The 22,528-nt window shown below is 61.1% G+C and carries 24 protein-coding genes; 6 read left to right on the plus strand and 18 right to left on the minus strand.

Annotated elements, in window-relative coordinates; translation table 11 throughout:
* Positions 1 to 72: 72 nt before the first annotated feature.
* A complete protein-coding gene (locus tag AC2FJ6_RS16545; RefSeq protein WP_170774736.1) occupies positions 73 to 2,037 on the plus strand; it encodes a lytic transglycosylase domain-containing protein in 1,965 nt (654 codons plus the stop codon).
* On the opposite strand, the gene AC2FJ6_RS16550 is transcribed toward AC2FJ6_RS16545, so the two are convergent.
* Complete coding sequence (locus tag AC2FJ6_RS16550; protein WP_170774738.1) at positions 2,011 to 2,880, minus strand: DMT family transporter; 870 nt, start codon at positions 2,878 to 2,880, stop codon at positions 2,011 to 2,013. The genes AC2FJ6_RS16545 and AC2FJ6_RS16550 overlap by 27 nt on opposite strands.
* On the minus strand, positions 2,877 to 3,542 hold the full coding sequence (gene mnmC2 / locus AC2FJ6_RS16555; RefSeq protein WP_170774740.1) for a tRNA (5-methylaminomethyl-2-thiouridine)(34)-methyltransferase MnmC2: 666 nt from the start codon (positions 3,540 to 3,542) through the stop codon (positions 2,877 to 2,879). Before mnmC2 ends, AC2FJ6_RS16550 begins: the two co-directional genes overlap by 4 nt.
* Before the next feature lie 55 nt (positions 3,543 to 3,597).
* Here mnmC2 and AC2FJ6_RS16560 point away from each other — a divergent pair, with 55 nt between their 5' ends.
* Entirely contained in the window at positions 3,598 to 4,632 is a 1,035-nt protein-coding gene (locus AC2FJ6_RS16560; protein ID WP_170774742.1) for an NAD(P)/FAD-dependent oxidoreductase, read from the plus strand.
* On the opposite strand, the gene AC2FJ6_RS16565 is transcribed toward AC2FJ6_RS16560, so the two are convergent.
* From AC2FJ6_RS16565 to AC2FJ6_RS16580, 4 genes are all read right to left on the minus strand, one after another.
* Positions 4,624 to 5,415, minus strand: coding sequence for an HTD2 family dehydratase (locus AC2FJ6_RS16565; protein WP_170774744.1), 792 nt, complete (start codon positions 5,413 to 5,415; stop codon positions 4,624 to 4,626). The genes AC2FJ6_RS16560 and AC2FJ6_RS16565 overlap by 9 nt on opposite strands.
* A gap of 39 nt (positions 5,416 to 5,454) precedes the next feature.
* Positions 5,455 to 5,997: an NADPH-dependent FMN reductase gene (locus AC2FJ6_RS16570; RefSeq protein WP_170774746.1), complete on the minus strand. Its 543-nt coding sequence runs from the start codon at positions 5,995 to 5,997 to the stop codon at positions 5,455 to 5,457.
* A gap of 112 nt (positions 5,998 to 6,109) precedes the next feature.
* Entirely contained in the window at positions 6,110 to 6,772 is a 663-nt protein-coding gene (locus tag AC2FJ6_RS16575) for a YiaD family glycine zipper/OmpA-like lipoprotein (RefSeq protein WP_170774748.1), read from the minus strand.
* Positions 6,773 to 6,890: 118 nt separating this feature from the next.
* A complete protein-coding gene (locus AC2FJ6_RS16580; RefSeq protein WP_170774750.1) occupies positions 6,891 to 7,583 on the minus strand; it encodes a helix-turn-helix transcriptional regulator in 693 nt (230 codons plus the stop codon).
* Positions 7,584 to 7,685: 102 nt separating this feature from the next.
* Here AC2FJ6_RS16580 and AC2FJ6_RS16585 point away from each other — a divergent pair, with 102 nt between their 5' ends.
* Complete coding sequence (locus tag AC2FJ6_RS16585) at positions 7,686 to 7,871, plus strand: hypothetical protein (RefSeq protein ID WP_170774752.1); 186 nt, start codon at positions 7,686 to 7,688, stop codon at positions 7,869 to 7,871.
* On the opposite strand, the gene AC2FJ6_RS16590 is transcribed toward AC2FJ6_RS16585, so the two are convergent.
* Entirely contained in the window at positions 7,868 to 8,515 is a 648-nt protein-coding gene (locus tag AC2FJ6_RS16590; RefSeq protein ID WP_170774754.1) for an RluA family pseudouridine synthase, read from the minus strand. The two genes, AC2FJ6_RS16585 and AC2FJ6_RS16590, sit on opposite strands and share 4 nt — an antisense overlap.
* Positions 8,516 to 8,610: 95 nt before the next feature.
* Here AC2FJ6_RS16590 and AC2FJ6_RS16595 point away from each other — a divergent pair, with 95 nt between their 5' ends.
* On the plus strand, positions 8,611 to 9,021 hold the full coding sequence (locus AC2FJ6_RS16595) for a nuclear transport factor 2 family protein (protein WP_170774756.1): 411 nt from the start codon (positions 8,611 to 8,613) through the stop codon (positions 9,019 to 9,021).
* A 1-nt stretch (position 9,022) separates the two neighbouring features.
* Complete coding sequence (locus tag AC2FJ6_RS16600; protein WP_170774758.1) at positions 9,023 to 9,727, plus strand: SGNH/GDSL hydrolase family protein; 705 nt, start codon at positions 9,023 to 9,025, stop codon at positions 9,725 to 9,727.
* Here AC2FJ6_RS16600 and rarD read toward each other — a convergent pair.
* From rarD to AC2FJ6_RS16645, 9 genes are all read right to left on the minus strand, one after another.
* Positions 9,718 to 10,602 (minus strand): EamA family transporter RarD, encoded by an 885-nt coding sequence (gene rarD, locus AC2FJ6_RS16605; protein ID WP_496669583.1) that lies wholly within the window; start codon positions 10,600 to 10,602, stop codon positions 9,718 to 9,720. The genes AC2FJ6_RS16600 and rarD overlap by 10 nt on opposite strands.
* A gap of 273 nt (positions 10,603 to 10,875) precedes the next feature.
* Positions 10,876 to 13,329 (minus strand): GcvT family protein, encoded by a 2,454-nt coding sequence (locus AC2FJ6_RS16610; protein ID WP_496669541.1) that lies wholly within the window; start codon positions 13,327 to 13,329, stop codon positions 10,876 to 10,878.
* Between the two features lie 89 nt (positions 13,330 to 13,418).
* On the minus strand, positions 13,419 to 14,363 hold the full coding sequence (locus AC2FJ6_RS16615; RefSeq protein ID WP_170774762.1) for a GlxA family transcriptional regulator: 945 nt from the start codon (positions 14,361 to 14,363) through the stop codon (positions 13,419 to 13,421).
* A gap of 4 nt (positions 14,364 to 14,367) precedes the next feature.
* A complete protein-coding gene (locus tag AC2FJ6_RS16620; RefSeq protein ID WP_170774764.1) occupies positions 14,368 to 15,261 on the minus strand; it encodes a homocysteine S-methyltransferase family protein in 894 nt (297 codons plus the stop codon).
* 14 nt (positions 15,262 to 15,275) lie between these two features.
* Positions 15,276 to 16,328, minus strand: coding sequence for a zinc-binding dehydrogenase (locus AC2FJ6_RS16625; RefSeq protein WP_170774766.1), 1,053 nt, complete (start codon positions 16,326 to 16,328; stop codon positions 15,276 to 15,278).
* 2 nt (positions 16,329 to 16,330) lie between these two features.
* Positions 16,331 to 18,778: a GcvT family protein gene (locus tag AC2FJ6_RS16630; protein ID WP_496669545.1), complete on the minus strand. Its 2,448-nt coding sequence runs from the start codon at positions 18,776 to 18,778 to the stop codon at positions 16,331 to 16,333.
* A gap of 15 nt (positions 18,779 to 18,793) precedes the next feature.
* A complete protein-coding gene (locus AC2FJ6_RS16635; RefSeq protein ID WP_170774770.1) occupies positions 18,794 to 19,174 on the minus strand; it encodes a GFA family protein in 381 nt (126 codons plus the stop codon).
* Between the two features lie 4 nt (positions 19,175 to 19,178).
* A complete protein-coding gene (locus tag AC2FJ6_RS16640; protein WP_170774772.1) occupies positions 19,179 to 19,802 on the minus strand; it encodes a LysE family translocator in 624 nt (207 codons plus the stop codon).
* A complete protein-coding gene (locus AC2FJ6_RS16645) occupies positions 19,803 to 20,402 on the minus strand; it encodes a helix-turn-helix domain-containing protein (RefSeq protein WP_237217553.1) in 600 nt (199 codons plus the stop codon).
* A gap of 102 nt (positions 20,403 to 20,504) precedes the next feature.
* Here AC2FJ6_RS16645 and AC2FJ6_RS16650 point away from each other — a divergent pair, with 102 nt between their 5' ends.
* Positions 20,505 to 20,771, plus strand: a complete 267-nt coding sequence (locus tag AC2FJ6_RS16650) for a DUF1294 domain-containing protein (protein ID WP_496669548.1) — start codon at positions 20,505 to 20,507, stop codon at positions 20,769 to 20,771.
* Positions 20,772 to 20,777: 6 nt separating this feature from the next.
* On the opposite strand, the gene AC2FJ6_RS16655 is transcribed toward AC2FJ6_RS16650, so the two are convergent.
* Both AC2FJ6_RS16655 and AC2FJ6_RS16660 read right to left on the minus strand, forming a co-directional pair.
* Positions 20,778 to 21,230: a GAF domain-containing protein gene (locus tag AC2FJ6_RS16655; RefSeq protein WP_170774774.1), complete on the minus strand. Its 453-nt coding sequence runs from the start codon at positions 21,228 to 21,230 to the stop codon at positions 20,778 to 20,780.
* Positions 21,231 to 21,324: 94 nt separating this feature from the next.
* Positions 21,325 to 22,497, minus strand: coding sequence for an acetyl-CoA C-acyltransferase (locus AC2FJ6_RS16660; RefSeq protein WP_170774776.1), 1,173 nt, complete (start codon positions 22,495 to 22,497; stop codon positions 21,325 to 21,327).
* Positions 22,498 to 22,528: the final 31 nt, after the last annotated feature.

Consider the following 22,528-nt stretch of genomic DNA (forward strand, 5'->3'; position numbering starts at 1 on the left):
TGTGTGTTGATCCCGGCGGTGCAAGGTTTATCCTGAATGGCTCTATCCTTGGTTGGTTGGGAAATGCAAGGCATGACACGCGTTCTGGCGCTTTTGACAGCTGTGATTCTGATTTCATTCGGGCAAGCAAGGGCCGATGCGGTGGGTGATCTGCGCGCTGGGATGAATGAGATGCGCAAGGGTGACTGGAACGTAGCGCTGCGCGAAGCCGGTGCACGAGGATCGGTGTCGCGCGATATCATCGTCTGGCATTGGCTGCGTGAAGGCTTCGGGACCTCGGGCGATGTACTGGTATTTCTGGATCGACGTCCTGATTGGCCAGGCCTGGCCTGGTTGCGGCGCAAGAGCGAGCCGGCCTTTACCGGGGCTGATCCCGACCGGGTGGTGAAGTTCTATGACGACCTCCCTCCGCAAACCGCTGAAGGGGCGCTGAACTACGCCGTGGCACTGAAGGCCAAGGGACGCACCGGGGATGCGGAGGCCGATATCGTGACCGCATGGCGGACCATGCCCATGGGGGCGGGTCTGCAAAAAAACTATCTTGAGAATTTTGAGGCGATGCTGCGGCCTCATCACACGGCACGGCTGGATCGGATGCTGTGGGATGGCCATCTGGTCAGTGCGGGGCAGATGCTGCCTTTGGTTAGCGCCGATCAGCGCAAGCTGGCTGAGGCGCGGATTGCCTTGCAAAAACGCCAACCCGGCGTGGATGGCAAGGTTGCCGCAGTGCCTAAATCACTGGTGGATGCGCCAGGGCTGGCCTTTGACCGCTTTGTCTGGCGCGACAAGAAAGAGCTGGACGACAGCGCGATTGACCTGATGCTGGCGCGCTCGACTGGGCCGGATGCGCTGGGGGAGCCGGATAAATGGGCCGAGGGCCGCCGCCGGTTGGCGCGGCTTGAGATGCGCAATGGCAGCGCCTCGAAGGCCTACAAGATCGCGGCCAATCACCATATGACGCCCGAAAATGGGTATGGTTATGCCGATCTGGAGTGGCTGGCCGGGTTTCTGGCGCTGCGGAAACTGAATGACCCGGCAACGGCGGTGCGGCATTTCCAGAACTTCTCGGATGCGGTGGCGTCTCCGATCTCGAAAGGACGCGGCGGGTATTGGCTGGGGCGGGCCTATGCGGCGCTGGGGGATGCGGACAAGGCTTATGCGGCCTATGCGATGGGGGCGGACTATCAGACTTCGTTTTATGGTTTGCTGGCGGCCGAACAGATTGGGCGTCCATTTGACAGCGAATTGGCGAACCCGCGCCGGGCACCACATTGGAAGCAGGCGGATTTTGCCGATTCCAGCGTGTTAGAGGCCGGTTTATTGCTGTTGCAGGCTGGTGAGGACAACCTGTCGGAACGGTTCCTGACTCATCTGGTCGAAAGCCTGGACTCCACGCAAGCCAACCAACTGGGCGATTTGGCCATTGAACTGAAAGAACCCCATCTGGCCGTAATGATTGCCAAGCGCGCGGCCACAGTGGGCATTGTTTTGCCTGCGGCCTATTACCCGGTGCATCCGGTGGCTGATCTGGGCCTTCCGATGGCCAAAGAGATGACGCTGGCCATTGCCCGCCGCGAAAGCGAATTTGACCCCGTCGTGATCAGCGGCGCAGGTGCGCGGGGACTGATGCAGGTGATGCCCGCCACCGCCCAGAACGTGGCGCGGAATCTGGGCATCCTTAGCGGGCACAAGACCTCGAGCCTCACGTCGGACTGGCAGTATAACGCCAAGCTGGGGGCGAATTACCTGTCCGGTCTGGCCGAGGACTTCAACGGCAATGTGGTGATGATGGCGGCTGGCTATAACGCCGGGCCGGGCCGTCCGATCTCGTGGATGGAACGCTATGGCGACCCGCGGGCAGGCGAGATTGACGTGGTCGACTGGATTGAGACCATCCCCTTCAGCGAAACCCGTAACTACGTGATGCGCGTGGCGGAAAGCTTGCCGGTTTACCGCGCACGGCTGGGGCAGCCTGCCCTGCCGGTGCCGTTCTCGCAAGAGCTGACGGGTTCAACCCTGGCGGCGTTCGCGCCATAGGGTAAAGAGGCCCGCCGCAACGACCAAGGCTGCGCCCAGAATGACCTCGGCGCGCAGGGCTTCGCCAAAGATCGAGATACCGATGATAGCGGTCCAGACCAGATGAAAATAGGCAAAAGGTTGCACCGCGCTGGCCTCGGCCAGCTCATAGCATTTGATCAATAGCCAGTGACCCGAGACACCTCCGACGCAAAGCAGTAACATCCACGCCCAATCGGCACGGGCCATCGGCTCCCAGAACCACATGCCGACCAGGGTCATCGCCACTGCCCCGGCTATGCCGGTCCAAAAGAAACTGGTGGCCGCACTGTCCTTGCGGGCAGCATAGCGGGTCAGCAGGCCATACAACGCAAACAGAAAGGCCGAGATCAGCGGCACGATGGCCCACGGGTTGAACACGCCCATTCCCGGTTGCAGGATGATCAGAACGCCGACGCACCCCACCCCGATCGCCAGCCAACGTCGCCAGCCAACCTTTTCGCCCAGAACCGGCCCGCTGAGCGCTGCCACCAACAGCGGATAGCAGATGAACACGGCCATGCTGTCGATCAGGCCCAGCACTGTAAAGGCGAACACGGCCACGCAAACCTCGACCGCGAGCAAGACGCCCCGGAAGACCTGCAAGCCCAACTGGCTGGTCTGTGCCGCTGCCTTTAGCCCTCCGGGCGCGCGTGCGGCCAATGCGATCACAAAAGCCGCAAAGAACCAATAGCGGATCATGACGACCATGTAGGTGTTGTAGGTCGCCGCCAGATGGCGCGAGATCCCGTCCTGCAACGCAAACACAACCGTCGCCGCGATCATCAGCGCGATACCGGCGCGGATATTGTTCTGCTGGCTCATTCCTTCACCGCGCGGGTCATGTGACGTTTGCGGCCATATCCGGGGGCTCGGGCCACGGTGAAGCCCGCATCGGCCAGTCCGCGCCGAACAAATCCGGCCGCCGTATAGGTCGCCGCAGTGCCGCCTTTGGCCGTGTGATCCGCCACCTGTTGCATCAGGTCTGAGCCCCATAGTTCAGGGTTTTTGGCAGGCGAGAACCCGTCTAGAAACCACGCATCCGCTTGCCCGGACCACGCAGGCAGAGTCTTCCGCGCATCGCCTTCGATCACCTCCAGCCGCAGGGTGCTCAGATCACAAGCCCCACCCTGCCATGCGCTTAGAAACCGCTCGGCCCACGGAGTCAGATCGGGAAAGGCGTCCAGCGCGCGGGCCATGTCATCGCGACCCATGGGGTAGGCCTCGAAACTGGTGAAACTCAGCGGGGTTGTCTGGCCCGAGATCTCCCACGCAGACCAGACCGTCAGCATGTTCAGCCCGGTGCCGAATCCCAGCTCGGCTATGCGGAACCCCGGCGCGAACCGTGCAGGCAGATCATTGCCCGCCAGAAAGACATGCCGCGTTTCCTCCAGACCGTTCTGGAGCGAGAAATAGGGATCGTCGAAACGGTCCGAGACGGGGATTTGCCCGTCCCGCCATGTCAGTTCGGCACGCTGGTCTGCCATCGGGGAATCCTGTAGCTAAGCGGCGCGACACTGAACAAGGAAATGAGGTTTGGCAATGGTCGATGTGACGGTGCGTGGCGCGGGTATCTTTGGCCTGTCCATCGCGTGGACCTGCGCCCGACGTGGCGCCAAGGTGCAGGTGGTGGACCCGTTTGGCCCCGGCGCAGGTTCCAGCGGCGGGTTAGTGGGTGCGCTGGCCCCGCATGTGCCCGAGAACTGGAACGCCAAGAAAGCCTTTCAATTCGACAGCCTGATCATGGCCGAACCGTTCTGGACGCAGGTTGAGGCCACAGGCGGCGTCTCGCCCGGATATGGGCGATTGGGGCGGCTGCAACCCATCGCGGATCAACGCATGTTGGAACTGGCCCACGCTCGCGCGGTGACGGCGGCCGAACTATGGCAGGGTCGGGCCGAGTGGCGCGTGGTCGAGACCACTGAAGTAGGCGCATGGTGCCCGCCCAGCCCCACTGGATTTGTGATCCACGACACACTCAGCGCGCGGATGCATCCGCGCCGGGCCTGTTCCGCGTTGGTCGCTGCGTTGCAGGTGATGGGCGTGCGGGTTCAGACCGATGCGCCCGACGCGGGGCAGGTTGTCCACGCCACCGGGTTGGCCGGTTTACAGGAGCTCAATAACACCTTGGGCAAGACGGTCGGCAATGGCGTAAAAGGACAAGCCGCCCTTTTGCGATTTGATGCCGGAGAAGTGCCGCAGCTTTTTGCCGATGCCATTCACCTCGTCCCCCATGCGGATGGCACGCTGGCGATTGGGTCGACCTCCGAACGTGATTATGACGATCCAACCAGCACCGATGATGCACTGGACGACGTGCTGGACCGCGCTATCCGGGCTGTGCCGCTGCTGCACGGGGCTGAAGTGATCGAACGCTGGGCCGGGGTTCGCCCACGCAGCAAAAGCCGCGCCCCGATGTTGGGGGCACATCCGCTGCATCATGGACAGTTCATCGCCAACGGAGGGTTCAAGATTGGCTTCGGCATGGTCCCGAAAGTGGCCGAGGTCATGGCCGATCTGATGCTTGAGGGGCGTGATACCATCCCCGAGGACTTCCGCCCCGAAGCGTCACTCTGACCGAGGATGCGCTTCAGCCTGCATACATTGACGCCCGTCGGGACCACGCACCCACAGGTCGGATTCGTTCCGACACAAGGTTGCGGTTTCGAAATGCATCAGCGGCGACGACGCCCGGAAGGAAAACCGCGCCAAAGGTCCCATCTGTGCCTCGGCAAACAGCATCAGCAACTGCGCCAATAGCGGGCCGTGAACGACCAGCCCCGCATATCCTTCGACATCGCGCGCGTAATCCAGATCATAGTGGATACGGTGGCCATTGAAGGTCAGTGCCGAGTATCGAAACAGCAACGTGGTGTCGAAGGCGACTTGCTGCGTCTCGGTCTCATCTGTCCGCGCCTTCGGGGGTGTGGGGGCCGGGCCAGTTGGGTCTTCGCGGTAGACCAGATCCTGCCATTCGGTCAAGCACAGCCTGCCCCGCTGCGAGATCTCATGGCGCAGTGTCACAAATCCCAAAGGCCCGCTGCGTCCGGTTTTCCGCGCGGTGCTTTCGCAGACAGAGCGACGCTCGGCCCGCTCACCGGCGACCAGAGGGGTGTGGAAGCTCAGCCGCCCACCCGCCCACATACGGCGTGGCAGGCCCATATCGGGGATCAGGCCGCCCCGTTTCGGATGGCCGTCGCGACCCAGTCCTTGTGGCGGCTCGGTCGTCCAGAAGTAAAGCTGATGAAAAAAAGGCGGCAGCACCGTGTCTGTCGAGATGGAGGGCTTCTGACCCAGCGCGGCCTGCATCGCACAGGCGCGCACCGGGTCGATCATATCAGTCTGGATGTCCTGTTGCATGGGGCCAGACTAGGCATCCGGCCCGTCCCGAACAACCGGTCAGAGACCTGCTTCGGCGCGCAATTTTTGCATCAGGCTGTGCAGCATGTTCTCGTACCTGTCGCTGCGTAGCCGGCCAGCCTCGTCAAACTCATTCGAGCTGTCTGCCAGATGGAATTCGGGCCCTTGCAGAATGCGTGGCTGAAACGGCACCATAAAGCCGCGCAGCACCATCTGGGCGCGCTCACCCCCGGCGCGACCTGCGGCAGCCGACATCACGGCAACCGGCTTGTCAGCCCATGGTTTTGTCTTGGTGCGGCTTACCCAATCCAGCGCGTTCTTTAGAACACCCGACGGCCCTTTGTTGTATTCCGGGGTCGAGATAATCACCGCATGGGCCTGCGCGATCTGGTCGGACAGTGTTTGAACCGCTGGGGGAATACCCTCATGCGCCTCCAGATCACCATCATAAAGGGGAAGGTTCAGGTCAGCGTCAATGAAAGTGCCCGCCTCGAACAGGCGTGCCGCCTCGTGCAGCAGCTTGCGGTTGGTGGCGTCTTTGCGCAATGAGCCAGAGAGGCCCAGCAGGATCGGTTCGGACATGAGGAAACTCCGGGTTGTTCGTTTCCTTTTAGTTAGTCCAAGAATGCTGCGCGCCAAAGCATGGTTGACGCGCAGTCACTGTGCATAAATCGCTCTTATCAGAGCGGCCCCGTCAGTTGGGCGTGATCTCGATATCTACGCGTCGGTTTTGCGCTTTGCCCGCAGCGGTCAGGTTCGATGCGATCGGGCGGCTTTCACCCAGACCGATGGTGGTGATCCGCGATCCGTTCACGCCGTTGGCCTGCAGGATATCCGCGACCGAGCGTGCACGGCGTTCGGACAGACCCTGATTATACGACGCCTCACCATCGCTATCGGTATGGCCGATGACCTCAACATTCGAGTTGGGGTATTTGTTCAGGTTCTGCCCGACCTTTACCAGATCGGCCCGCAGCGCCGGACGCACCGTTGCGCTGTCGGTGTTGAACGTGATGTCGTTTGGCACAGTTACGATCAGGCGGTTACCGGCATTGACGATGATGATACCGTCATTGGCCAGTTGCTGGCGCAGCTCGGCGGCCTGCTGGTCCAATTGGTTACCAATCAGACCGCCGCCAGCGGCCCCGATGGCGCCACCGGCCAATGCGCCCAACAAGGGGTCGGAATCATTGGCAATCGCGCCAACGCCCGCGCCAACCAGACCACCCAAAATCGCGCCTTGCTTGGCGTTTTGATTGGGATCAGCGGGCAGGTTCAGCGTACCGGGGTCCGTACAGGCCCCCAAAACCAAAGCCGAGCTAAGCCCGGCGGCAACAAAAAACTTGGAAATCGTCATAAGTTCACCTTCTGCTCTGGCGCCCGTTTGCCGGGGCCACGTTCTTTCCCGCATTATATCGCGCCGCTTGAACGCAGGCTCAAGCAACAATCGGGTGAACGTGGCGGGATCACGCCGTTCAGTGCGGTGGCGTGGGATCAGTCCAAGGGTCCTGTTCCTGCCAGATCGAACGCAAAGGCGCGCCTTGCCCGCAAAAGTGATCCTCGGTCGGGGCGCAGGCCCAGATGCGGTCGGTGCGGAAATGGCGAAACCCGTTGCGCAGCTCGCACCACGCCGCCAGCATGGTGCATTCGATGTGGTAGATCAGCGCGACAGGCCGCACGATACGTTCGGTCCGCTGGCCTTCGGCGTTCACATAGGTGATGCGCAGTTTGCGTTCCGAACGGATCGCCTCACGGTAATTGACAATCGGGACACATCCCTTGGCAGGGTCATCCATTGGCGCGCCCCAGGGGGCCACTTGCAGCCAATCCGCAGGCGCACGCAGGGCTTCGATCTTGCGACACACCCGGTCGGCAGCCTGCTGCAGGGTACTGTCACCCGTCCGGGCCAGCATCGACAACCCAACCCACAGGGCCTCAACCTCTTCGGCGTCGAAATTCAGGGGCGGCAGGTCATACCCCCGCCGCATCATGTAACCGACCCCGGCTTCGCCCTCGATCGGAGTGCGTTGCGCCTGAAGCGCGGCGATGTCGCGGTACACCGTACGCACCGACACTTCGAGCTTTTCGGCCAGTGCCTCGGCTGTGACCGGCGCGTCTGTGGCGCGCAGGATCTGGATGATTTCAAACAAGCGGGTCGAGCGGCGCATCGGCGTCTCCGGGGTTGATCTGCTGACACCTTAACACAGCCCCCTGACAAGGTGGTGTCAGCAGTGACCCGCCAGATTGGACCTGCAACAAAGGAGGTCCCCATGCCAAGCCGCGACAATCATGTGATGATGACACTGCAATTGGGCCCGTGGTCCCAAGGCCACAGGCTGCGCGCCTTCGAGATCGAGCGCGAGATCATGGCCGCGCGCCAACCTTGCGCCCCGCGTCGGCGAAGAAGGCGCTTGTCTCTTGGGAACTTGAAACTGCTATGGGTTGGGCTGTTCTAAAAGTCTGCCTTGGCGCGAAACTTCATCGACGCGCTGCCATCGGGGCTTTTTAGCCTTAACTCCTCGGAATGCAGCATCAGGCGCGGGAAGTCCCGCGCCGGACCCTCGGCATAAAACGGGTCACCTAGAATGGGATGGCCCAACGCCTGCATATGCACCCGCAACTGGTGCGAGCGGCCGGTTTTCGGAAACAGCCGGATTCGGGTCGTCTGACCCTCATGTTTTACTACGCGCCAGTCGGTCACGGCGAGCTTGCCGGTTTCATGACACACCATCTGGCGCGGACGATTGGGCCAATCGACGATCAGCGGCAGGTCAACGGTGCCGGTCTTGTCAGCAACCTGCCCCCAGACGCGGGCGACATAAGTCTTGCGGGTCTGGCGCTTTTCGAACTGCATACTCAGATGACGCTGCGCATGCGGCGTCTGCGCAAACACCATCACGCCCGATGTATCCCGATCCAGCCGATGCACCAACAGCGCCTGCGGGAACGCGGCCTGAACCCGCGTCAGCAGGCAATCGGCCAGATGGTCGCCCCGGCCCGGCACGGATAGCAGCCCCGAAGGTTTGTTGACCACGATCAGGTGGGCATCTTCGTGCAGCACATCCAAGGGTGTCAGGGGGGGATCATAGGCGTCGCTCATGCGCGCCTGCCTATCCTACAGCGCAACCTCCCGCAACGTCGGGCTTGCCTGAACTCAACAGTTCAGCAAATCTGGCCCAAAGCGGAGGAGAACACATGCACCCCACAATCGCCCGCATGCAAGAGGTCGTCGCCAAAGGGGACGAAACCCTGATCCATGAATTGCTGGCCGAGGACGTGCGCTTCTCGCCCCCAACCTACTACAGCACATGGACGGGCCGCGAACCCGTGGCCGCCGTGCTGGGGCATGTGGGGCAGGTGTTTTCTGATTTCCGCTATCGCCGGATCATGGGAGAGGGCAAGGACTGGGCGCTGGAATTCCAATGCAAGGTCGGAGAACTGGATGCGGTGGGTGTTGACCTGATCACACTGAGCGACGATGGTCTGATTCAGGAATTCGAGGTCGTCATGCGCCCCTACAAGAGCGTTGGCGCCTTGCGCGAAGCGATGATGTCGCGCGTTATGACCGACGCGCGGTTCCTCAAGTTCAAAGACGCGCTCAGTTAAGATGCCCTTCGCCGCCGATCAATTGCTGCGGGTCCCGCTGCTGCCGGTCTTGGCGGCACAAGGGCTGGCCGTGCGGCGCAACGCGCGGCTGCTGCCCGAACCGACGGGCCCCCGTGCCGGGCGTTTCGGCCGCGGTCCGCGCCTGCGCTTGCTGATTGCCGGTGACAGTTCGGCTGCTGGGGTGGGCGCTGGCACACAAACGCAAGCTCTGTCAGGATGCGTGGTGCGCAATCTATCCCGTCACTACTGCGTCGAATGGCAACTGGAGGCCACAACTGGCCACACCACCGAAGACACGATCGCCCGACTGGAGGGCCTAGACGGTCCCTTCGACATGGCAATCACGGCCCTGGGCGTCAACGACGTGACCCGTCTTGTATCTGCGAAGGTCTTCGCAGACCGACAGGCCCGGTTGATGGAACTGTTGACCGGCCCACTAAGGGTGCGTCGCGTTGTTGTGACGGCGGTTCCACAGATGCACCGCTTTCCCGCGCTGCCCCACCCTCTGGCCTGGGTGCTGGGTCAACAGGCAGCCAGGCTGGACCGGGCGCTTCAAAAGGTTGTCGCACAATATGCGCAAGCCCGGCACCTGGCCCTCGACTTACCGGACGACCCTGCACTGGCCGCACCGGATGGCTACCATCCCAGTCCCAAAACCTATGCGATCTGGGCAGAGGCCGCCGCCCATCTACTGCATCAAGGCTGAGCGCGCATCTGCCGGATCATCGGGATCGAATAGATAACAAGTGCAGCCCAGATCATCGGAAAAGCGATCATGCGGCCTTGGTCGATCTGCTCGCCGAACATAGTGATAGCGGTGATGAAGATCATGGTCGGCGCGATGTATTGGAGAATCCCCATCGTAGACAGACGCACCAGCTTTGCCCCATTGGCATAAACCAACAACGGAATCGCGGTTACGATACCACAGCCAAGCAGCAGCAACGTATCCGAAGCCGACACCCCAAAGCGCCCCGTCCCCTGCGCGCCCAGCCACGTCACATAGGCTAAGGCCGGGATCAGCAGAATCAGCACTTCAAGCAAAAACCCCTGATTTGGCCCAATGGGAAGCGAACGTTTGAAGAAGGCGTAGAACCCCCAGCTCACCATCAATCCCAAGGCTGCCCATGGCAGGCTGCCCGCCTGCCAGATCAGTACCAAAACGCCCGTCGCTGCCAATCCTACAGCGACAAGCTGCGCACGGTTCAACGGCTCCCGCAGCAACACAGCGCCCAGCGCAATGCTGAATAACGGGTTGATGTAGTAACCCAGCGCCGCATCCAACGCGTTCCCGCTCGCAATGGCCCAAACATAAATCGCCCAGTTCACTGAGATCAGCGCCGCCGTCAAACACGCCATGCCCAACATCTTCGGATTGCCCAGCGCCGCCTTCAAATCTTGTGTTCGTCCCAACACGACCAGCAGCGCCCCGGCGACCGGTACTGACCAGATGATCCGATGCGCCACAATCTCAACCGGCCCGACATGCGCCATCGCTTTCATGTAAAGAGGCAGAAAGCCCCACAAAACATAGGCCGTTACTGCTAAGGCCAACCCCTTTGGCGTATCTTCACGGTTCATTGGTGTGGGGGTATCTGCCACGTTTGGTCTCCGGTTGGTGCCCATTTCCTCTATGGCAAATCAAATGGTTTTTGGAACCAAGAAAACTGTGAAGAACCCTATCAAGAAATCTGATACGTCGCACCAAAGTCTGCGCATCAAGATGCGAGGCTCTGCCTCGCGCTCCGGGATATTTATAGCCAGATGAATGAAGGATTCCTGCTTCATTTGGCCTCAAATATCCCGGGGGAGTCGCCCGGAAAGGGCGGCGGGGGCAGCGCCCCTAGCTACGGCTCAAACTTTTGTACGCTCGGACTTGGGATCATACATCGGCTTCAGGGATGCTTCGGCTTTGACCTTCACGCCGCAGACGTCGATCTCATAGCAAGAAGCCAGGACATCGGCAGCCTTTTCACCCACGCACGGCACATACCCTAGGCCGATTGCCGCGCCCAGCGTGTGACCGTAGTTGCCCGAACTCAGATAGCCTACATATTCGCCATCCCGCAGAATGGGTTCATTGTGGAACAACAGCGGCTCAGAGTCGGTCAGTTTGAACTGAACCAACCGGCTTTGCGGTCCACTTTCTTTACGGGCAATAACCGCCTCACGACCGATGAAATCACTGCCCTTGTCGGTTTTCACGGCAAAACCCAGCCCCGCATCGACCACGTGATCCTCGCAAGTAATGTCATGGCCAAAATGGCGAAAGCCCTTCTCGATCCGGCAAGAGTCCATCATATGCATCCCGCAGAGTTTCAGACCCATATCTTGCCCGGCCTCGTAGAGGGTTTCGAACACGTGGCCCGCCATGTCGGAGGAGACGTAGATCTCCCACCCCAGTTCACCCACATAGGTGACGCGATGCGCGCGGGCGAGGCCCATGCCGATCTCGATCTCTTGCGCTGTGCCAAACGGGTTGGCCGCGTTCGAGAAATCGGCAGGCGAGACTTTTTGCAGCAACGTGCGTGCGTTGGGACCCATGACGGCCAGAACGCCCTCGCCTGCCGTGACATCAGTGATGACCACGTTGAACCCACCCGCGTGGCGTTGCATCCAGGTTTGATCGGCCAAGCGCGTGGCTGCGGGGGTGACCACCAGATAGGCGGTCTCGGTCAGACGGGTGACGGTCACGTCTGCCTCGATCCCACCGGTGCGGTTCAGGAACTGGGTGTAGACGATCTTGCCATTGGGCACTGAGTAATCGCCACCTCCAATGTAGTTCATGAACGCCTCGGCATCCGGCCCTTCGACGCGGATTTTGCCGAAAGAGGACATGTCATACATGCCGACATTCTCACGCACCGCGCGGTGTTCGGCGGCAGAGTTTTCGAACCAGTTCTGACGTTTCCAGCTATAGTGGTATTCGCGTTCCTGACCTGCATTGGCGAACCAGTTGGCGCGCTCCCACCCGGCCAGTTCACCCATGACGGCACCGTGTTCCAGCAGGAGATGGTGGAACGGCGTGCGCCGCACGCCACGCGCGGTGGCCTTTTGGCGATAGGGGTAATGGTCGGCGTAAAGCAGGCCCAGCGTTTCCTTGGACCTTTCAAACAGATACTTCTTGTTGCCCTGAAACGGCTGCATCCGACTGATATCCACATCGCCCAGATCAAACGGCTTCTCACCGCTATCCATCCACTCGGCCAGCGCCATGCCTGCGCCGCCTGCGGATTGGATACCGATCGAGTTGAACCCGGCAGCGACCCAGACATTGTCCATCTCAGGCGCGAGGCCCAGATGATAGGCGTCGTCGGGCGTGAAGGATTCCGGCCCGTTGAAGAAGGTATGAATCCCCGCCTCGGCCAGCATTGGCATCCGATTGACCGCCGCCTCAAGGATCGGCTCAAAGTGGTCGAAATCCTCGGGCAACTGGTCAAACTCGAAACTGTCGGGGATGCCCACCATCGCCCAGGGTTTTGCGTTGGGTTCAAACGCGCCCAGCAGGATTTTACCCGCGTCTTCCTTGTAATAGGCGCACTCATCCGGCACGCGCAGAACCGGCAGCTGGGTCAGGCCGTCAATGCCTTCGGTCACGATATAGAAATGCTCACACGCGTGCAGCGGGACGTTCACGCCTGCCATGCGCCCGACCTCATGCCCCCACATGCCCGCGCAATTCACCACCATATCGCATTCGATATGGCCCGAGGAGCTGCCGTCATCGGCAATCCAGTCAACGCCCGTGACTGTACGCCCCTGCTTGACGATCTCGGTGACTTTCACCCGTTCCTTGACGATCCCGCCGCGTTGCCGCGCGCCCTTGGCCAGCGCCAGTGCGATATTGGCCGGGTCGCCCTGCCCGTCCAGCGGCAGATAGACCGCGCCCTTGACGTCTTCGACATTCAGATGTGGGTACATCTCCTTGACGCGCTCGTTCGAGATTTCTTCGACCTCGACCCCAAAGGCGCGGGCCATGGCAGCCTGACGATAGATCTCTTCCTTACGCTCCTCGGTCAAAGCTACGGTGATCGAGCCGCAGCGTTTGAACCCCGTGGCAACACCGGTTTCTTCTTCGAGCGAGCCGTAAAGTTCCTGACTATATTTCGCCAGTTTGGTCATGTTCGCCGTCGCCCTCAGCTGTGCGATCAGACCGGCGGCATGCCATGTGGTGCCGCTGGTCAGCTGCTTGCGCTCCAGCAGAACGACATCACTCCAGCCCTTCTTGGTCAGGTGATATGCGACCGAGCATCCGATGACGCCGCCGCCGATGATGACCACACGGGCCTTTGGGGGAAGATCAACCATCCTGAAATCTCCGCACTGTCAGGTTTGGGCCAAAATGCCACGAAGGATCGACAATAAATGCACTAAAAGCGTCACAAAACGAGTAATTTTCACCGATGTGTCGCGCGCTTTTCGCGACGCAGAACAAAGGGCGTGACGCCGAAAAAGCTTTTGTAAACAGACGAAAACCCGTTCGGGAACCCACAGGCCAGGCCGATCTCGCGCACGCTCATGGTGGTGTTGAGAAGCAGGTTATTGGCCTTGGCCAGCCGCATCTCGCGGTAGAACCCGTTGGGGGTGGTGCCGAAGAAGGTCTTGAACTTGCGCTCGAGCGAGCGGTTGGACAGATGCAGTTCCTCGACGATCTGATGGATCGGCAGAGGGTCTTCGATATTGGCCTGCATCAGCTTGATGCACTGGTCCAGCTTGGCATCCCCGGTGGCGGTCAGACGTGTGCCGGAAAACGGCTGCATCGAGGAGAAATCGCGGATGTTTTCGTGCAGCATGATATCAGCCACGGTCATCTTGGCGGGTCCCGAGATGTGACGGCCAATCACCGACAACGCCACATCCGTCGTCGCCTCCATCCCCGCACATGTCACCACAGCACCTTGCTGAGTGGCGATGGAGAGCTTGGCCTCGAACCGGGCACCGCGTTCGCGCAGGAATGAGGCGTTTTCCCAATGGGTTGCCATATCCTCGGTGCCATTTTCGTCGATATAGCGGCTGGCGGCTTCAGCCAGCAAAAACACCTGTGCGCCACGATAGGTGTAATCCGACACCACGCGGCCCAGCGAAAGGTCGGGATGGTCAGGGTCGGTATTGCCGATGACAAACAGGTAATCCGCCTTGGGCTGGGTGCTGACAGCCTCGGTCTGGATCATCGCGTCGCTGCTGGAAGGGACCGGGCCGCCCTTCAGGGATGTATACGCATAGGTAAAGGGCGGGTGCGGACAGACGCGATTGGCCAGACGCAGCACCTCGACCAGCGACGCCAGTTCCAGCAGCACATAGCCAGGGGCGACGAGGATATCGAAATGCTGCTGTGCCGCCATCGCCCTAGACGATCCGGTGTCGGGCGGCGTGCAGCGCGTGGGCCAGCGCCTCGATATGATCGGGGCCGACCTCGCAGCAGCCGCCGACAATAGTGGCCCCGTGTTCGACCCACTTCATCGCGAAATCGGCATAGGCTTCGGGGGTCAGGTCACGACGTTCTTCCAGCGCATCAACAGTGGGGGCGTCTTCCAAAAACCCTTGCGTGATGCCAGTGAAGCCATTGGCATAGGCCCCGTAAGGGCGGCCCATCGTTTCAAGGATCATCAGCGCGGGCATCACCGATTCCGGGCGAGTACAGTTGATCAGAACCGCATCGGGCGCGAAGCGATCGACCAGCGGCGCAACCTGCGCCAGATGCTCACCCGAACGCAGGCGGGTGCCGTCATTGTCCATCACTGACAGCGCCAGCCAGACGGGTTTGGTTGCGCTTTCCGTCCCGCGCAACGCGCCTTCGGCCTCTTGCAGGGACGAGACGGTTTCCAGCAGGAATAGGTCCACCCGGTCGTTCATCATCTGCACCAGTTCGGAAAATTTCACCGCTGCATCGTCTACATCGGGCTTCAGGTCTGGTCTGTACGACGCCAGCAGAGGCCCCAGCGCCCCCGCAATCCGTTTGTGGCGTGATCCGCGCGCACGTTCGGCCTGGGTCAACGCTTGGTCAATCAGATGAGGCAGTTGATCCTCGATCCCTTCCCGCACCAAGCGCGAGCGGTGGACGGCATAGGTATTGGTGGTGGCAACCGTCGCGCCCCGTTGGAAGTAATCCGCGTGGACCTGACCCACCAGGTCGGGTTGGTCGATCATCACGCGCGTCGACCACAGAGGTGTGGGTTTTTCGCCGCCGCGTTTGACCAATTCCTGCCCGATCGAGCCGTCCAACAGGGTTATATCCGCCATAGCCTTACCTTTCCTCAGGGAATGAGAACCAGTTTTCCCGCAAATGTTTTGGACTGAAAGTCCGCTTGCGCTTTGGTGATATCTCTTAGCGGATAGGTTTTTGAGATCAAAGGTTTGATCCGGCCTGCATTCATCAGTTCGACTAATCGTCCGAAGACCTCGAACGCCTGATGGGTGCAGCCGTGGATGGTGATGTCGCGCAAATAAATGTCGCGCAGATCGGCCTGAACGATGGGGCCGGCGATGGCACCAGATACCGCATACTGCCCGCCGGGCTTCAGCGACAGGATCAGGTCGGGCCACGCGGGACCGCCGACGACGTCGATCACCACATCGAACATGTCTTTCGGCAAGGGCGCGTTACGGTCAAACGTATCCGTTGCCCCTTGATCTTTGACCACATCGGCTTTGGCTGGGCTGGTGACACCCCACACGGTCGCTCCGCGCAGCCGGGCCAGTTGCACAGCGGCCAGACCGACCCCGCCCGAGGCCCCGGTGATCAGAACCTTGTGGCCTGTAGTCACGCCTGCACGGGTCAGAAGGTTCTCGGCCGTTCCAAAAGCGCAGGGAATGGCCGCGATCTCGGCATCAGATAGCGGAGACGCTGAGACGTCGTACAGGTCCGACGCTTCAACCAGGCAATATTGCGCGAAGGCCCCGTCGATCTCAGACCCCAGCGCGATGAAGCCGGTCGGATTGCCGGGGCGTGGGCGCGGCAGGTTGATCGGGCAGGTGACGCGCTGACCGGGTTGGAACCCAGTCTCGGGTCCGGCAAGTTCAACGATGCCGCACAGATCGCCGCCCTGAATGCGCGGGAACTCAAGCGCACCGCCCCAACCGCCCGCGTCGACCTCCTGATCCACAGCATCTGTCGCGCCGGTCACATCCGGGGAATACCAGCCGACGCGCGTGTTGATGTCGGTGTTGTTCACCCCGGCTGCCGCGACCCGGACCAGAACCTGACCGGGTCCGGGTTGCGGCACGGGAATATCCGCGCGAAATTCCAGCGCCTCGGGCCCGCCGTGGCGGGTTAGGTGAACGCCCTGCATAACGCGCGGAACAGCCATGGTCAGGCCCGCAGCCGGTCGTTGGCCGGATCCCAGAGGGGTTGATCCTCTTGCACCACAGCGGGGTATTTCTGACCGTAGATTTCGACCTCCAACGCAGTGCCCGGATTTGCCAGTTCCGACTTGATCATGCCCAGCGCGATGGATTTGCCCACGCGATAGCCCCATGCGCCCGATGTGGTCTCGCCCACGATCTGATCGCCTTGCCAGATGCAGGACATGTAAGGCGCGTCGCAGTCTCCGGCCTCGACCGTCAGGGTCACGAAGGACTTCTTCACCCCCTGCTGCTTTTCGTTCAGGATCGCGGCCTTGCCGGGGAAATCCTGCGGCTTGTCCAGTTTGACGAAGCGCCCCAGCCCGCCTTCCAGCAGAGAGTAATCGGTCGACAGGTCGCCCTTCCACGCGCGGTAGCCTTTTTCGATCCGCAGCGAGTTCAGCGCATACATGCCAAACGGCGTGGCACCAGCCTCAAGGATCGCGTCATAGATCGCAGGCATGTCGTCGTTCAGAGCGTGAACTTCCCAACCCAGTTCGCCAGCAAAGGATACGCGGATCAGATAGGCGGGTTTCCCTGCCACAGTGGCGGCCTGATGGGTCAGCCAGCCCAGCGACAGATCGGCATCGGTCAGACCCGAAAGAATGTCCCGCGATTCCGGGCCAGTGACGATCAGCGTGTCGCGTGTGGTTGTCACGTCCTCGACACTCACGCCCGAGGGCATCGCCGCCATCAGGATATCGCGGTCATGCCATTGCGCGGTGGCGGCGGTAATCATGACGAACTCATCCTCACCCAGACGCAAGCAGGACATCTCGGTCAGGATGCGGCCCCGGTCGTCGGCGATATAGACCAGATTGATCCGGCCCACCTTGGGCAGACCACCCGTCACCAGCCCGCGCAGCGCCTCGGCCGCGCCTTCGCCCTTGACCATGAAGCGCGAGAAACCCGGCAGGTCCAACACGCCGCAATGATCGCGCACGGCCTCGCATTCTTCTTTGATCCGCTGCTCCCACGGGCCGGACCGGCCCCATGTATGCGTCGCGTCCAGCGAGGTATCGTCGCCCGGCTTGGCAAACCAGTTGGCGCGCTCCCAGCCGTTATAGGCACCCATCACGCCGCCCAGTTCCTTAATCTTGTCATGGACCGGAGACAGCTTCTTGTCGCGCGCTGCAGGCCATTCATGATGCGGGAAGTGCATGGCGTATTCGTTGCCGTAGACCTCCATACCCTTCTGGTTGCAGTAGTCCTGATCGGTGTAGTCGGTGTAACGACGTGGATCGACAGCCCACATATCCCATTCGGTCGCGCCATCGACGATCCATTCGGCCAGCACCTTGCCTGCGCCGCCGCCCTGCGCGATGCCAAAGGTGAAGGTGTGCGCCTCGAACGCATTTCGAACACCGGGCATCGGCCCGATTAGGGGCAGGCCATCCGGCGCATAAGGGATCGGTCCGTTGATCACCCGACCAACGCCCGAGGTCGCCATCAGCGGCACCCGCTCCATCGCGTCGGTGACGATGTCTTCGATCCGGTCCAGATCGTCGTTCCACAGCTGGAAGCTGAAATCCTCGGGCATCGGATCGTCTTCGGTCATCCAATGGCCCTTGCAGTTAGGCTCGTAGGGGCCAAGGTTGAAGCCGTTCTTTTCCTGCCGCAGGTAGTACGAGATATCCACGTCGCGCAGCAGTGGCAGCTTGCCACCGTTTTCCTTTGACCATGCCTCAACCTCCGGAATTTCATCGGTCAGCAGGTACTGGTGGCTCATGACCATCGCAGGCACCGTGCGCCCACCAAAGGGTTTGAACCATTCGCCCACGCGCTGCGCATAGTACCCAGCGGCGTTGACCACATAGTCACAGGCGATATCGCCCTTTTCGGTATGCACAGTCCATGTGCCATCGTCGTGCTGAGTAACGCCGGTCGCCGGGCAGAAACGAATGATCTTTTGGCCCATGTCCCGCGCGCCTTTAGCCAGCGCCTGCGTCAACTGCGCCGGGTCGATGTCACCGTCGGTCGGGTCATACAGAACGCCCTCAAGGTCATGGGTTTCAAGGAACGGATAGCGCTCTTTGGCCTCTTCCGCAGTCCACATCTCCATCGGAATGCCCTGATAGCGACCCATGGAAAGGGCGCGTTCGAACTCCTGCATCCGTTCCTTGCTGTGCGCCAGACGGATCGAGCCCGAGACGTGGTAGTTCATCGGGTAATCGACCTCATCCGCAAGGCGCGAATACAGCTCGGTCGAATAGCGCTGCATGTTCATGATCGCCCACGAGGTCGAAAAAGTCGGAACGTTCCCTGCCGCGTGCCACGTCGAGCCTGCGGTCAGTTCGTTCTTTTCCAGCAGAACACAGTCGGTCCAGCCCTTCTTGGCCAGATGATAAAGCGACGAACAGCCGACGACACCGCCGCCGATGATGACCACACGGGCCTTGGTTGGAAAATCACTCATGGTTTTGCTTCCCTGTTAGTATGCCCGCTGGGGCAGATCGTCCTGAATGTCGTAGTAGTCGCCCTTGTCGGCGACAAAGATGTGTTGGGCGAGCTTCAAGCCGGTGGGCTCGTCCAAAGACCCTACCGAAACCGCAATCGTGTCCTCATCGTTGTGCTGCCAAAACAGGAACGAGCCGCAGGCGCTGCAAAAGCCGCGCTTGGCGATGTCCGAGGCGCGATACCAACCCAGCGTCTCGCTGGAGGTAAAGTTGAGGTTGTCTTCATGCGTCTCGCAGGAGGCCCAGAGATGCCCAGATTGCCTGCGGCACTGTCCACAATGGCAGGCGTTGGGTGCGGCGAGGTCTCCGTCAATGGTGAACGCCACCTTGCCGCAGAGGCAGGATCCTTTGTGCATGTCTTTACCCCCTTGCTGTAGGCGCTGCGCTGGTGCCCAGCAACACGCCGTAGATGATGAAACAGGTCGCCATCACGCGGCGGACCCAGATGTTGAACACAGCCCCCAGCGCAGCCTTGCCCATCAGCGCGCCCAGCAAGGTGAACCCGGTATAGCTGAGCGTTGTGATGACCAACGCGGTGGGCATGATCACTCCCATCTGCTGCCAGACCGGAACCTCGGGCTGCACGAATTGCGAAAACGCTGCCAGATACCCGGCCACGCTTTTGGGGTTGATCGTCGCCACCGCCAGCGCGTGCAGATAGACGTGGCGCGCGGGTCGCTCAGAGGCTGGCGCGGGTTTGCTGGCATTGATCCAGCCGCGGATGCCCATCCAGATCAGGAACCCCGCGCCGATCAGTTTGGCGATGAAAAACCCGGTGGGTGAGGCCGCAATCAGCGCCGTGACGCCCAACGCGGACAGAATCAGAAAGGCGCTGGCCTGTGTCAGGATCGCCAGCACGCCCAGCATCGCCTTGGGAAAGGGCAGGCTCATCCCGTTTGAGATACAATTGACCGCATTCGGTCCCGGTGTGGTGACGAACACCACCCAGAACAGGGCGAATATGGTCCAAGCCTCGAAGCTCATTCAATACACCGGCGGGGCGATGACCCAGATGGCCACGGCGGGCTCATCATAAGGGTTCGCCCAATGATAGGGTTCGTGTTTGATGCGGAAACTGTCCCCCGGCCCGACCGAGAATTGCCGCCCTCCAATCGTCAGGTCCAACCGCCCCGAGATCATATAGCCCACCTCTTGCGTCGGGCGATTGGCAGGGGTCTGCATCTGCGAGCGGGGCTCGAAGGTGGAATGCACCATCTCAAAATCATCGGTCAGATCGGGTGAGAGCAATTCCTCGATCAGTCCTTCCTCACCCGATCCCATTGGACGGCGCGAGCCTGCGCGGACGACATATCCCTGTTCGGCCGCCGGGGCGGCAGAATGGGCAAACAGCATCGACATGGGCACGCCCAGACAATCGGCCATCTGTCGCAGGTCCGAGATGGACGGGTCAGACATATCCCGCTCGACCTGGCTCAGCCACCCGACCGAGCGGTTCAGCTTTGCCGCAATCTCGCTCAGCGTCAGTCCGCGCGCTTTGCGCAAGGCGCGGATATCGGCACCGAGGGTCGCGCTTTGGGGGGCCTGCGAGTTCAATTGCCGCTCCGCGTTGTCGTGAAATTTCATCCCTGTTTTTCACGATGGCGCGAATCGATGAAAAAACCAAGCGTTTTTTCACTTGGGTCACGCGGCCGGGTTCGGTATCGGTCACGCATGTGGATAGCAGTGATGTATCTGTGGGCGATCAATACCCTGACTCTGCTGGCCTTTGGCTGGGACAAACTTCGCGCGCGGCGGCGCAAGCGCCGGGTGCCGAAACGCCGCCTTTTGTGGCTGGCGGCGCTGGGTGGCGGCCCCGGAGCCGTGGTTGGGCGCTGGATTTTTCGCCACAAAACCCGCAAAGGCCGGTTTTCAGCATGGCTGTTTGCAATTCTGATAGTTCAGGCCGCTGCTTGCTATGCGGCCTTCACCTATCTGCCCCCGTTGCTGGGCTAACCGACCTTAACGCGCAAACACATCGCGCAAGATGGCAGCGAGCTCATCAGCATCCGCTTGGGTAAACGCATCTGGTAGATCGCTGTCGATATCAAACACCGCGATCACCTCACCCTGCGAGTCAAAGACAGGCAGTACCAGTTCCGACCGGGTCGAGGACGCACAGGCGATATGACCAGGAAAAGCCTCCACATCGGGTACAATTTGCACTTCTCCGGTGCGGGCTGCTGCTCCACAGACGCCGCGTGCAAACGGGATCACCAGACAGCCATGTCCGCCCTGATACGGCCCGATCTTCAACACCTCGGGCTCGGTCACGCGATAAAACCCGGTCCAGTTGAAGCGGTCATCGCTGTGATGCACCTCGCAGGTGACAGTGGCCATCAGGGCGACCTGATCCGTTTCGCCTTCGGTCAGGGCGGCGATGGTTTTTGCGAGGGTGGAATAGTCAACGGTCATGGCAACACTTTGAGGCAAGGGTATCAGGGGGCGCTGCCCCCTCATGAGCCAGTGGCTCAATTCACCTCCGCCGTATTTGAAACAAGAAGAATGGTCAAACGCGTTCTATGGCAATGGCGGTGCCTTCGCCACCCCCGATGCAGATGGCCGCAACGCCGCGTTTGAGGTTTCGTTTCTCGAGCGCATTCAGCAATGTGACCATGATCCGCGCGCCGGATGCGCCGATGGGATGGCCCAGAGCGCACGCGCCGCCATTCACGTTCACCTTGTCGCGCGGCAAACCCATTTCGTGCATGAAGGCCATGGGCACGACGGCGAAGGCCTCGTTCACCTCCCACAGGTCCACATCATCAGTGGTCCAACCGATCTGCGTCAGCAGTTTTTGCGCGGCAGGCACCGGGGCAGTCGTAAACAGGCCGGGGGCCTGTGCGTGGCTGGCATGGCCCAGAATACGGGCGCGGATGGTCAGGGCTTGCGCCTGGGCGGCTTCCTCCGACGCCAGCACCAAGGCCGCAGCCCCGTCCGAGATCGACGAGGCATTGGCCGCTGTCACCGTTCCATCCTTGCGGAAGGCCGGTTTCAGGGTCGGGATTTTCTCGGGCCGGGCCGAAAGAGGTTGCTCGTCGGTGGATTGTGTGACGTCCCCTTTGCGCGTTTTCAGGGTAACAGGCGTGATCTCATCCGCAAAGGCGCCGGTTTCTTGTGCCTCCAGCGCGTTCGACAGAGACTGCAGCGCGTAGTCATCCTGTGCCTCGCGGGTGAACTGATAGGCCTCGGCACAATCCTCGGCGAAGGTACCCATCAAACGCCCCTTGTCATAGGCGTCCTCGAGCCCGTCCAAAAACATGTGGTCAACCACCTGCCCATGGCCGATCCGGGCGCCGCCGCGCATTTTGGGCAACAGATATGGGGCGTTGGTCATGCTCTCCATCCCGCCAGCAACCATCGTGTCTGCGTGCCCCAAGGCGATCTGGTCATAGGCCATCATCGCAGCCTTCATTCCCGACCCGCACATCTTGTTGAGGGTGGTCGCGGGAACCTCTTCACCCAGACCGGCGGCGAAACCTGCCTGCCGCGCAGGGGCTTGGCCCTGACCCGCGGGCAGGACGCAGCCCATCAGCACCTCGTCCGCAGTATCGGCCCCGGCGCCCTGCAAGGCGGCGCGGATTGCCGTTCCGCCCAGATCAGCGGCGCTGACGCCATCGAACATCCCTTGAAACCCACCCATCGGGGTCCGTGCTGCACCTGCGATTACAACTTGCTTCATCGGGAGGCTCCTTTTCTGCTTTTCCGTATGG

Source organism: Ruegeria sp. CDSA089, from assembly GCF_059612205.1.